We start from the raw sequence: 11,794 nt of genomic DNA, 5'->3' as shown, positions 1-11,794 counted from the left end.
TTGAACAAACGAGCACTCCGTTTGTCGATTACCCGCGAGGAACGGTGTATCAGCCGGAAGAACATGTGCTGGAACTCACTCGTGGGACGTTGCTCGAGTTGAACGAAGTGCTGGTCAATCTCAAAGGCAAGCCGGAACGTGTGGTTCTTCGGGACATCATTCTTTCAACGCGCGCGGCCCAGCCTGCAGCGGCGAATTAGGAGGGGCATTTTGATTCCGAGCCGATTGTCCATCGCGGTGGCGCTGGGGGTCTGCCTGGCCGGGTCTGTTCTCGCCGCCGGGCAACAGAAGCCGCCGCGTGCGTCCCGTCCCGGCGTCAGTGCGCCTGGCGTCAAGCGGGATATTTCCACCATAAAGCCCGTCGCAGTGTTTCCAGTCGAAGGAGCCCCGGATTGGCAGGTCGTCACGCCCGATGCCGTCTGGGTATCGAACGGGCCTGGAAATACGGTTCTGAAACTCGACCCCAAAACGAATAAAGTTGCCGCGACCGTCGAAGTCGGCAAGCGTCCGTGTTCCGGTCTGGCTGCCGGCTTCGGCAGCCTCTGGGTTCCCAACTGCATGGATAAGACGCTTTCGCGCGTCGATCTGAAAACGAATAAGGTTTCCGCCACGATCCCGCTGGGGCCTGCGGACAGTGAAGGAGGGCTCGCCGCAGGCCCGGACAGCATCTGGATGATGACGGATTCCAAGGGAATTCTCTCGCGAATCGATCCGCAGACGAACCGTCTCGTCGCCGAGATTCAGGTTCCGTCCGGCTCCCCGGTTTGCGTGATAGGGGACGACGGAGCGGTCTGGGTCACCAGCACGGAACACAATGTCGTCGTTCGTGTGGACCCGAAAACGAATTTGATTACCGATCGCGTTACGGTCGGTCCTCAACCGCGGTTTACCGCCACCGGCGGCGGCGCCATTTGGACGTTGAACCAGGGTGACGGCACGGTTTCCCGTATTGACGTCCGCACGAAAAAGCTGGTGACGAACATCGACGCCGGCTTGCCGGGGCCAAGCGGTGAAATCGCATACGGCGAAGGTTTCGTGTGGGTCAGCGTGTTCGATCTACCGCTGACGCAGATCGATCCGGACACGAACAAAGTCATCAGGCAATGGACCGGTCCCGGCGGAGATGCCATCCGCGTGGGATACGGATCCGTATGGCTTTCAAACCTTAAACAACAGAATGTCTGGAGGATTGATCCGAAACAACCGTAAATCCCATTGGAAATTCGAATTTCCAATAGGATACGGGCATACCCGCCAGTCACCCGCGTTAAAAAGACACAAATTTGTAAAAAACGGTTGACGCCGTCTTACAAATAAGTCAGACTCCGCCCTGTTCGAGTTCGAAAAGTTACCCCCCGTCTGTAGCGTCGGCTACGTCGTCCCACGCACTTGCATCTCTCCTGGTTTGAAGAGCATCAGCCTCCCGTTAGGGCTTTCGTCATACGTCTGACCGTTCCCTGACCAACAAAACCCAAGGAGGATCTTGTGTACCGGCATTTCATAGCTCTTCTCATTATTGTTTCTGTTATCGGGGCTCTGCCGTTGGCGGCGCAGCAAACCAGTTCGCTTCAAGGCGTCATCGCCGATCAAACGGGCGGCGTTCTACCCGGTGCGGTGGTAGCGATCACAAACACAGACACGGCCGTGTCGCGTCAGGAATTGACGGATGACACGGGCACCTACAGATTTCTCCAGGTCCTGCCGGGTCCTTACAAAGTCGAAGTTCAGCTGCCGGGATTCACGACCAAAGTCTCACAGGTCGCGCTGCAAGTAGGCCAGCCCTTGACGCTGAATCTGGAACTGGCCGTCGGCCAGGCCACGGACGTCGTGAGCGTGGAAGCGGAAGCGACCGCTATCAATACGGAGAATGCGACTGTCGGAAACCCGTTTACAGAGAAGCAGGTTGTCGAGCTACCGTTGCAGACCCGCAATGTCGTGGCGCTATTGAGCCAGGAGCCGGGCGTTGCATCAACCGGGCAGGTGCTCGGCGCGAGAGCGGACCAGAACAATGTGACCTTGGATGGCGCCAATGTCACCGACAACCGGGGCGCAGACGGATTCAACTCCGTCCTCCAGATTCCGCTCGACTCGGTGCAGGAATTCCGCACCACCATCGCCGGACAGGGCGCCGATCTCGGCCACTCGGCCGGCGGGCAGGTGACGCTGGTCACCAAGAGCGGCACCAACGCGTTTCACGGATCTATTTATGAATACAACCGGAATACCGATTTTGAAGCCAATGACTGGTTCAGCAATCGCGCGCACGTCGCCCGTCCCGCACTGATCCGGAATCAATACGGATTCTCGGCCGGCGGCCCGATCCAGAAGAACAGATTGTTCTTTTTCTACAACTGGGAAGGCCGGAAGGACCGCAGCCAGGCTGCGGCCACCGCAAATGTTCCGACCGATACCTTGAAACAGGGCATCGTGAAGGTGCTTCTGAAGAGCGGCCAGACCGTTTCATTGACGCCAGCCGACATCAAAGCGATCGATCCGCTCGGCATCGGCGAGAATCCATACATCGCGAATCTGGCGCAGCAGTATCCCTCGGGTAACAATCCTCTGGGAGGCAGCGACAAGGGCCTGAACTTCAACCAATTGCTTTTTAACGCGCCGCAGCCCCTGAACAACCATGTTCAGGTCGGCAAGATCGATTACGTCATCGACGGCGCAAGCCGTCATACGGTTTCGCTGCGCGGCACGCTGGTCGGCGATTCCCAGATTCCAACCAACGGCCTGGCGCTGTTCCCAGGCCAGGCGCCCGTCTCGCAGACGCTCGACAACTCGCGCGGGGTTTCCGCGCGTTACACGTACGTCGTGACACCCACGCTCGTCAACGTCTTCAACTACGGCTACACGAGGCTGGGCAATGCGACGACCGGTACGTTGAACGTGGTGCCGAGCTTCGGATTTACAACGCAGCTGCCCACAGTACGTGGTTCGACGCGTATCGCGCCGACGCCGAACCTGAGTGATGATCTGACCTGGACGAAAGGGAAGCATACCTTCCAGATGGGGTTCAACTATCTCATCGCGAAGAACCTCACCTCGGTCGCCAACAACGAACCGAGCTACAGCTTCGGCAGAACCGTGCTTCTCGGGCTCGGAAATGACATCACCAATGCCGTTACCGCCTACATTCAGAAAACAGTTCCGGGTGCGGCGCTCTCCTCGACGACCAACGTGACCAATGCTTTTGGGGCGATCTTCGGTATGTTGAACAGCGGCAGCGCAACCTATAACTTCGGCATTAATGGCCAGCCGATTCCGTTCGGGCAGTCCATCAGCCGCGATTTCATTTCCCGTTCTCCTGAGGAGTATTTCCAGGACACCTGGAAAGTGAAGCCCAATATTACGGTCATCGCCGGCGTGCGCTACGCCATCTATGGAGTGCCGTACGCCGAGGACGGCGTGCAGGTGGTTCCCAAAACCAACATGAGCAACTTCTTCGGAGAGCGGATCGGCGCGGCTTTGGCCGGGGTTCCGAACTCCGCCCTTCCGGATGCCAACATTACCTATGTCGTCGGCGGGCCCGTCAACCATGGTGCCGGCTATTATCCGCAAGACAACAAGGACTGGGCGCCGCGGCTCTCGCTGGCATACTCTCCCAGAGATGGCGGACTGCTCGAAAAGATCATGGGCAAGGGCAGCGTCCTCCGTGGCGGCGCATCCCTCGTCTACGATAACTATGGCAACGGCCTGGCTGCCCAGTTTTCCAACAGCGGCTCGCCGGGATTGGCGACAAAGGTTCAGCAGGCCAACAACACGAACTTCACGAGCAGTCCCCGCTACGATGGGACGCCCGCCACATACACCACGCTCTCTACGGCAACCGGCGGCGCATTTCCCTATACGCCTCCAACCATCGTCGGCGGGTTCACCAGCTTTACCGCCGTTCAAAGCGATTTGAAAGCCCCTTACGAGTATCTCCTCAACCTCAACTATGCCCGCCCATTGCCGAAGCATATGACCATCGAAGTCGGCTATGCGGGCCGCCTTTCCCATCGTGCGATCCTGACCCGGGATTTCGGTCAGCCGCTCGAGAATTTCACGGATCCGAAGTCCGGGCAGCTCTTCTCGCAGGCTGCGAAGTCGCTTGCGCAACTCTACAATTCCGGCGTCACGCCCGCTCAGGTCAAAGCCAATCCGAACCTGATTCCTCTCCAGCCTTTTGCCGAGAACATGTTGGGTAATCTCGCCGGCTTCTATATCCCCGGCAGCGCGTCCGCCAACCTGTTCTATGATGCTTATTCCACATACCTCGGAAGCTGGACCGACACCATCAACGATAACGACCGCATTCGTCAAGGTCCCGGTGGCGGCTGCCTGGTCAAAACCGGTTGCAACACATTTTTCCCGTTGCAGGCTTCGGACGTGCTTGCATACAGCAATTCGGGCATTGCCAACTTCCATTCCATGACGGTTTCGCTCCGGCGCACGGTTTCGAATGGCTGGGGCTATGACTTCAATTACACGTTGTCTCACGCGATCGACAACGCTTCCGGCTCGGAGGGAAGCGCCAACGCAGCGGGCGGCAACGGTGGTCCGACAAATGTCCAGAACGCCTTCTGTCCGAAATGCAGCAGCGGTCCGGCCGATTACGATGCGCGTCATACGATCAACGCGAATTCGGTGATCGAACTTCCCGTCGGGAGAGGCAAGCCCCTGCTTGGCAACGCGCCGAAAGTGGTCAACGGGATCGTTGGCGGGTGGCAGGTCAGCACTCTGTTTACATTCCACACCGGCAATCCGATCACATGCACCGCGAGCGGCATATTCAACAGCAACTACCTCAGCTCGGCCCTTTGCATACTCGGTCCGGGCGTTGTCAACCCTCCAGCGAGCAAGCTTCAGTTCGACAACCTCGGCATTCCGAGCATATTCAGCAATGTCAGCGCCGGGAACGATTTCGTACCCGGCTACGCCGGCCAAGTCGGCTACCGCGGCATGCAGCGTGGATTGCCCTTCTGGAATGACGATCTGTCGCTCAACAAGGTCTTCAAAATCGGTGAACGCAAACAAGTGAGCTTCCGCGTGGAAGCTTATAACCTCATGAACAAGGAGACATTTGCGAATCCGACGTTAAGCATCACGCCGATCCCCGGTACCACCAGCGCGGGCACCTACGCCGCATTCGGATCGTCGGTCTTCGGTGAAATCACGAAGACGTCTAGTGCCGCCGCTCCACGTGTCCTGCAGATGGCTTTGAGGTTTACCTTCTAGCAGCCGACTTCAAGATGGTGTGTGAGCGACCCCCTGCCTGCATCAGGGGGACAGTAACTCTCCCCCTGATACAGGGGGAGAGCCGCGAAGCGGCAGGGGGTCGCTCACACACCATGTCAAAATTGCTTCTTGTCTTCACGTGCGTCGCTGCGCTGGCCTCGTGCTCCGACAGGAAGCCGGTCGCGCCTGCTGCGGCAAACGAGTACGTTGATGCCGCAATTTGCGCGGACTGCCACACGGAGATCGCAGACACCTATTCCAATACCGGCATGGCGAGATCCTTCTATTCTCCGGGCGTCACGAGCGTCTCGAATCCGAAGGCCTATTTTCATCGGGCATCGGGTACCTGGTATCAGATCGTCGCCAGGGACGGCGCCTGGTATCAGCGGTCGTGGCAGATTGGATTCAACGGCCAGGAAGAGAGCGTCGGTGAGTCGAAGATCGACTATGTGATGGGTTCGGGCAACCACGTCCGAACGTATCTTCATCGTACGGCGCGGAATACTTTGATCGAACTTCCCTTGGCGTGGTATGCGGAAAAGGGAGGCAGCTGGGCACTGAATCCCGGTCTCGACATGAGCGATCCGGCGACCGGGAGGAAGGTCGGCTACGACTGTATGTTCTGCCACAACTCCTATCCCGCAATTCCGTCCGGTCATGAGGACGCAGGATCGGAGCCTGTCTACACAGGGCAGCTGCCTCAGGGGATCGACTGTCAGCGATGCCACGGACCAGGTGGCAACCATCTTCGAGCGCTGGCGCAGCCCGGTGCGAAACTCGAGGACATCCGGAGCGCGATTGTGAATCCTGCGCGTCTGGGGAAAGAGCGCGCCCTGGAGGTCTGTATGCAGTGTCATCTCGAAACGACCAGTGCCCCTCTGCCGAACGTAATCCGTCGCTTCGATCGCGGGCCGTTTTCTTACCGTCCCGGCGAGCCTTTCAGCGCCTTTCAACTCTGGTTTGATCACGCGCCAGGGTCAGGCAGAGAAGGAAAGTTCGAGATCGTGAATGCGGTGTACCGGCTCCGCCAATCGAAGTGCTTTCTCGAAAGTAACGGCGCGCTTGGCTGCACCACGTGCCACAATCCGCATGATATACAGCATGGTCAGGCGGCAGTCGACGGATATAACAAGGTATGCCTGGGATGTCACGACCCAGGGAAAATCACAGTACAGCCGCATCTGTCCGGCAGCAACTGCGTCGAGTGCCATATGCCGAAACGCCGGCCGGAGGACGTCGTCCACGTTGTAATGACGGATCATTTGATCCAACGGCGCCCTCCAGCAGACCTGTTGAGGGAGCGTCCCGAAAAGAGTCATTCGGAGTGGGAGTATCACGGTGAAGTCGTGCCGTACGGAGACCAGGACGATCTTTACACGGCTATCGCGCAGGTCACCCACGGCAGCAATCTGAAAGACGGAATCGGCCGGCTGCAAGCGGAGGTTACCAAGCGAAAACCCGAACGCCCGGAGGTCTATATGGAGTTGGGCGACGCGCTGCAGCGCGCGGGCCGTTCTGAGGAATCGGCGTCGGCATATCGTGCCGCAATCGAAATGAGGCCGCAGTCCGCAGTATTGTGGGCCAGACTGGCGATGCCTTTGCGGGCAATGGGGAAATCTCGGGAGCCCCTGGATGCCATGCTGAAGTCTGTGCAAGCGGACCCGGACCAGCCCGAGGTCTGGTACAACCTGGCGCTTCTGCAATCCGAACTCGGGGACAAGAAATCGGCGATCGATTCATTCCGAAAATCCATCGATCTCGATCCCGAATTTGCGGACAGCCGAAACAGCCTGGGCTATGTGCTGGCGGAGATCGGTCAGGTTCGGGAGGCGGAGGTCCAGATCCGGGCTGCGCTGAGTATCCGGCCTGCCATGCAGGCGGCTCAAGCGAACCTCGCCTACCTGTTGCAACTGCGCGGCGACTTGGAAGGGGCGATTTCGCACTTCGAGCGAGCGGGAGACGACGCGTTCAATCAGTTCAGCTATGGTATCACCCTCGCAAGGATGAACCGGAGAGCCGAAGCACGGACGCACCTGGAAAGGTCGTTGCAAGCCGAAGCGAGGCAACCCCTGGTGCACGAGGCCCTGGGCCAGTTGCTCGAAGCAGACGGCAAGATCTCCGAAGCGATTTCACATTACAAAGAGGCGATTCGCTTGCAGCCCGATTTCGGGAAGGCCCACCTGGAACTAGGCGCGGTGCTGCGGCGTAGGGGAGACCGGGCTGGAGCGGCGGCGGAATTCCGGGCCGCGCAGACCGATCCCGACCCGCAAATTCGCGAAAGGGCCGTCGCAGGGCTGACAGCCGTCGCGGTGAAGTAGAGTCTCGGACCCGACGCCGTGCGCAGAGCCAGCGACCAGGGACCGGTGCATTTCACGGTGCTTTCTAGTTCGCCATCGGCTTCTCCGCATGGTCGATGATCAAGCCATCGACCATGCGTTTCTCCGAGTCGAAGCGCAGACCGAGTTGTTCCTCAACGTCGCTCAATACGGAATCCCACCTCGACATCGCGCCCTTCAAGTCTCCGGCGTTCTCCGGCTTGGTGTCCAGGACGGTCAGCGTGAAGTCGAAACGTCCGCGGAGTTCCGTCGCATCTGCAACCGGCCGTCCAACTGCCGGCATTCCGCTGAGGAAATCCGCCAGCTTCGCCATCGTCATCCCTTTGAAGACGAGACTGCCGCCCTGCGGTGTCACCGATGCGGACTCTTCCTTGGACACCTGCAACTTATGTCCCTTCCTGCCGGCCCGCATCGCGAACACGGGGGCCTCGACGGTGACATGCCGCATATCCAGCCGGAAACGCTCCGTCAACAGTCTCTGAAGCATCTGGATGAGCTGTGCTTCCGTGGTTCTCTCCGGATCTTCCGCCTTTCCTTCTACATCGAAGAACGAGGAACGATCCCAATCCGGAAGACCGCTGATTCGATCGTTCGACAGTTTGTACATGTCGCCCAGGATCTCGCTCAAGCGCGCCACCCGGAAAACGCATCGGCCGAGCGGGATGTTTTCGATTCGCGAGCCGTTCCCGGCCGGAGTATCGCTCCCGCGACACCCTCCTACCTGCCTCGGCGCACCACGCCCCGATGGCAGCGATGGCTTGACCGACGCAACTTCAAACGCGGGCACTGCATTCACTTGTACCCCGTGAACCGTCCCTGAGAGCAGCAGGCAAACGACGATCGAAATTCGTTTCGGCATAAAACTCCTGAAGTAACTATGGGAGGCCAGAAAGCAAACGACGCGATGGAAGGCTACAGGGCCGGGTTCGCTGAACCGTAGCGAAAACGGCGCGGCACTGCAACGAATTAGTCGCGAAGCGCCGGGAGTGGTCGGTCTGGAATCAACATGAACCGTGAGCGACCGCCCGCGAACGGGTTATACAAGATGTAGATAACTTCAGACAAGTAAGATCGGCTGGATAAAATGGAAGCAGATTTTGGGACGAGCGTCCAGGCTGACGGCTTAGCTACTCGGTCAGGAGTTGACGGATACGGGAGAAACGCAGAAGTTCTTCTGCGGCTCGGACTGGATTTGGCAAGATTGTCTCCTCCTCGTCGTCGAACTCATCGGTCTCATCCTCGATCCCCAAATCCGCCTCATTGGGAGCGAGGAATTTGTCATGTTCGAGTTCGTCCAGAAACGAGCGGATCTCCTGCTCGGAGAAGATCCGGCGGATTTCGGTGACGAATGCCGGCAGCTCTGAGGCAAAATCAGCGTCGTCTTCTGCGGCATCGACGAAGCTGAAGAGTTTTTCGCCGATCAGATACTGCAGAGCGTCGTCGAGTCCGAATCGCTGCCGTATCCCTCCGGTCGCCTCGCATTGCTCGACCCAGATTTTGTGAAACTGTATCGGCGGACTGCTCATCATCACCACCCTTTTAAAATGCGGGAATGAATTTACTTCGAACGTGGCATTCTTGCAACAGTCGCTTGAAGCGAGGCATAGCGAAATGCGGGAAGTGAATCGATCCGCGTTGATTCTGACGGCAAAGCCGGCGTTCCTGGATTGGGTGCGCGAAGTTGACGCAAGCAGCTCGGATTTGACCCTGGAGGACATTAACGAGGAGCCGGTCATTTATCTAGTGCCGGAATTCGAATCGGACGAAGAGTTCGCGAAATGGGTTGAAGGCCATTTCGATGACATCTTCCAGGAACAGCTTGCTGGATGGTGGACGGATCAACGGTTGTGGCCGACCGATCGCTCGGTTCGACTCTTTCAGAACTGGTTCGACTGTCAGTCTCATTCAGTAGTATTGGATGTCGTGCCGGGCCGATTGTCGCGGGTTGAGTGAACATGTTACGACTGTGGACGTCCGTTCTGTTTCCGCGTCATATTCGGCGCTAGAATGGTGTCCCATGAAACCGCTGCGAAGAAGAATTCTCATCGTGGAGGATAGCGACGCCCTTCGCGAGCTGCTGCTGGAACTACTGGAAAAGCCCGAGTATGAGATCGTCGGGGCAGCCGATGGCGCCGTTGCCTGGAACCTGCTTGATCGCAATCATTTCGATCTCGTGCTTCTTGACCTGGGGTTGCCTGGGATCAGCGGCTTTGAAATCCTGCAACGTTTGCAGAGCCGGCCGCATCCGTCCAATTCGCCCAAAGTGATTGTGATGACAGGCGACGATACGCCGGAAACGGTCCTCCGTGCCGTTCAAGGCCAGGCGTATCAGTTTATTTCCAAGCCGGCGCAGCGTGCGACGTATCTCGATGCGGTTGAACAAGCCCTGAGCCAGACGGCTGAGGTCCTGCCCATCGAGGTCGTTTCTGCAAAACCCGATTGGGTGGAGCTGCTGGTGCCTTGTCAATTGGAGATCGCAGACCGCATCCAAAGCTTCATGCTGGGTCTCAACGCCAAACTGCCGCAGGAAGTACGCGAATCGACGGGCCTCGCCTTTCACGAGTTGCTCATGAATGCGCTCGAATGGGGCGGCCAACTGGATCCCAACCGGAAGGTCCGCATCGCTTGCCTTCGGTTCAGCCGCTTTCTGCAATATCGCATTCAAGATCCTGGTCCCGGTTTCAATCCCGCGGAATTACAGCATGCAGCGGTCTCCAATGATCCGGATCATCCTCACGGCCACATGGCTGTGCGTATCGAAAAAGGCATTCGTCCTGGCGGCTTCGGCCTTCTGATGAGTCACACGCTGGTTGACGAGATCATCTACAACGAAGCTCACAACGAAGTCGCCTTCATCAAGTATTTGTAGCGCGGCATACACTACCCGCGCGTTACCTCATTCAGAAGCTTCTCGGGTGACGGCCGTGCCAAGTCGTTATGGCGCCATATTCGATTACTATGGATCAATGATCGGAGATCGCACGCAACTGTGGCGTCCAGCGCAGGTTATCGAGAACCGCGCCATCGCCCGCGGCAGCGTCTGGCTCACCTTGGAAGCCGCTGACGATCTTCCCGCCGGCTACGAACCCGGCCACGTTCTCGGACTCGGGCTGCCAAATCCGGACGGCGGATATCAGCGTCACGCCTACACCGTCAGCCGCGGCGAACCCGACCGCCGCCGCTTCTCGCACCTTTATCGCGTGATCCCCCACGGGCGCATGACGCCGCGGCTTGCCGAATTGCAGCCCGGCGATTCCCTGTCCTTCCACGGGCCATTTCATACACCGGTCCAGGACGAGATCCGTCCCACCGCCGCCGGCATCATTCTGATCGCAACGGGCACGGGCATCGGTCCGATATTCGGCTACGCCGAAAAGACGCTGCGTGAGGGCGAGCCGCGGCTCATCCGGCTCTACGCCGGATTCCGCGAACAGGCGGACTTTTGCCTGATCCGCGAACTCGAAGCACTCGGCCGCGACTATTCGAACTTCGAGTGGCAATTCACCGTGACGAGTCCTCTGCCGGAATGGCAGGGACTAACGGGCCGCGTCACCGAATCGATTCCGCCGCTGTTCAAGCCGGAGATTGTGGAGACGCATCATTTTCATCTGGTCGGCAACGGCGGGATGGTGCAACTGGTCCGGCAGGTCCTGTTCCGTTCGGGCGCTCCACGCGATCACGTCAGCACCGAAACCTATTTCAACCATCACATCGAGCCGAGCGAATCGGAGATCGCCGCCGTCGCCGCCAGGTTCCGGTATTCACCGGCGCAGCACACGATCGAGCGGCCTGGCTGAGCAATGCCGCAAGCCTTCGATCACCCCGGCACCCGACTGAGGGTGAAACACGTTCCTTCTTCTGGCCATTGCCGGTGTTATCGCCATTTTTCCAGGTACGTGTTTCTGGATAATTCTCGCTACACGCGAGGATCTGCGAGTTCATTCTTGTCGGCAGTGAGGAGCAGGTCAAACCCACCCCTTTCGGCAGCAGAGAGCAGGTCACCGTTCGTGAGCGTATCCATCCGCACTCCTTCGCTCTCACAACCTTGTGACCCTCGAGACAGCGAGCCACTCCAGCGGGCGTGACATGATCGAACAGAATGAGCATCGGCAGGCGATTTAACGGGCGAGCACAGGAGCGGGTGCGTCAAGGCTTCGTGCGGCGAATTTAAGGACCGCGTTAATCTGTTCGCGCTTTCGAGCTGCTGACGTAAGCCTTTTCAGATCCCGGGGATC

Annotated in this window: 9 protein-coding genes; 7 read left to right on the top strand and 2 right to left on the bottom strand. The window is 58.5% G+C overall.

The genetic code is table 11. From position 1 onward, the window contains the following. From VGK48_07945 to VGK48_07930, 4 genes are all read left to right on the top strand, one after another. Positions 1-200 (top strand): MBL fold metallo-hydrolase (locus VGK48_07945; GenBank protein ID HEY2381100.1); only part of this gene is annotated, 200 nt, incomplete at its 5' end. 10 nt (positions 201-210) lie between these two features. Next, a complete protein-coding gene (locus VGK48_07940) occupies positions 211-1,209 on the top strand; it encodes a hypothetical protein (protein HEY2381099.1) in 999 nt (332 codons plus the stop codon). 276 nt (positions 1,210-1,485) lie between these two features. Next, on the top strand, positions 1,486-5,223 hold the full coding sequence (locus tag VGK48_07935) for a carboxypeptidase-like regulatory domain-containing protein (protein ID HEY2381098.1): 3,738 nt from the start codon (positions 1,486-1,488) through the stop codon (positions 5,221-5,223). A gap of 113 nt (positions 5,224-5,336) precedes the next feature. After that, the gene (locus tag VGK48_07930) at positions 5,337-7,541 is read left to right on the top strand and encodes a tetratricopeptide repeat protein (GenBank protein HEY2381097.1); all 2,205 of its coding nucleotides are present in this window, start codon (positions 5,337-5,339) and stop codon (positions 7,539-7,541) included. Between the two features lie 64 nt (positions 7,542-7,605). Here VGK48_07930 and VGK48_07925 read toward each other — a convergent pair whose 3' ends face one another. Both VGK48_07925 and VGK48_07920 read right to left on the bottom strand, forming a co-directional pair. Next, on the bottom strand, positions 7,606-8,418 hold the full coding sequence (locus VGK48_07925; GenBank protein HEY2381096.1) for a TIGR03435 family protein: 813 nt from the start codon (positions 8,416-8,418) through the stop codon (positions 7,606-7,608). Positions 8,419-8,686: 268 nt separating this feature from the next. Beyond that, positions 8,687-9,088, bottom strand: a complete 402-nt coding sequence (locus VGK48_07920; GenBank protein ID HEY2381095.1) for a hypothetical protein — start codon at positions 9,086-9,088, stop codon at positions 8,687-8,689. Positions 9,089-9,170: 82 nt separating this feature from the next. On the opposite strand from VGK48_07920, the gene VGK48_07915 reads away from it, so the two are divergent. The 3 genes from VGK48_07915 to VGK48_07905 all read left to right on the top strand — a co-directional run bounded on the left by VGK48_07915 (position 9,171) and on the right by VGK48_07905 (position 11,356). After that, positions 9,171-9,512, top strand: coding sequence for a hypothetical protein (locus tag VGK48_07915; GenBank protein ID HEY2381094.1), 342 nt, complete (start codon positions 9,171-9,173; stop codon positions 9,510-9,512). Positions 9,513-9,576: 64 nt separating this feature from the next. Then, positions 9,577-10,428 carry a response regulator gene (locus VGK48_07910; protein ID HEY2381093.1) on the top strand — a complete coding sequence of 284 codons (852 nt, stop codon included), beginning with the start codon at positions 9,577-9,579 and terminating at the stop codon, positions 10,426-10,428. 97 nt (positions 10,429-10,525) lie between these two features. Continuing rightward, positions 10,526-11,356, top strand: a complete 831-nt coding sequence (locus VGK48_07905) for an FAD-dependent oxidoreductase (protein HEY2381092.1) — start codon at positions 10,526-10,528, stop codon at positions 11,354-11,356. Positions 11,357-11,794: the final 438 nt, after the last annotated feature.

The organism is Terriglobia bacterium (genome assembly GCA_036496425.1).
In the GTDB taxonomy this organism is placed as follows: Bacteria; Acidobacteriota; Terriglobia; order 20CM-2-55-15; family 20CM-2-55-15; genus 20CM-2-55-15.
This window is presented reverse-complemented; position numbering and strand designations above follow the sequence as displayed.

What these genes read in the sequence shown, in the direction of transcription:
- VGK48_07925 (HEY2381096.1), bottom strand. Translation starts at nt 8,418, where the DNA reads ATGCCGAAACGAATTTCGATCGTCGTTTGCCTGCTGCTCTCAGGGACG.
- VGK48_07905 (HEY2381092.1), top strand. Translation starts at nt 10,526, where the DNA reads ATGATCGGAGATCGCACGCAACTGTGGCGTCCAGCGCAGGTTATCGAG.
- VGK48_07930 (HEY2381097.1), top strand. Translation starts at nt 5,337, where the DNA reads ATGTCAAAATTGCTTCTTGTCTTCACGTGCGTCGCTGCGCTGGCCTCG.
- VGK48_07910 (HEY2381093.1), top strand. Translation starts at nt 9,577, where the DNA reads ATGAAACCGCTGCGAAGAAGAATTCTCATCGTGGAGGATAGCGACGCC.
- VGK48_07920 (HEY2381095.1), bottom strand. Translation starts at nt 9,088, where the DNA reads ATGATGAGCAGTCCGCCGATACAGTTTCACAAAATCTGGGTCGAGCAA.
- VGK48_07915 (HEY2381094.1), top strand. Translation starts at nt 9,171, where the DNA reads ATGCGGGAAGTGAATCGATCCGCGTTGATTCTGACGGCAAAGCCGGCG.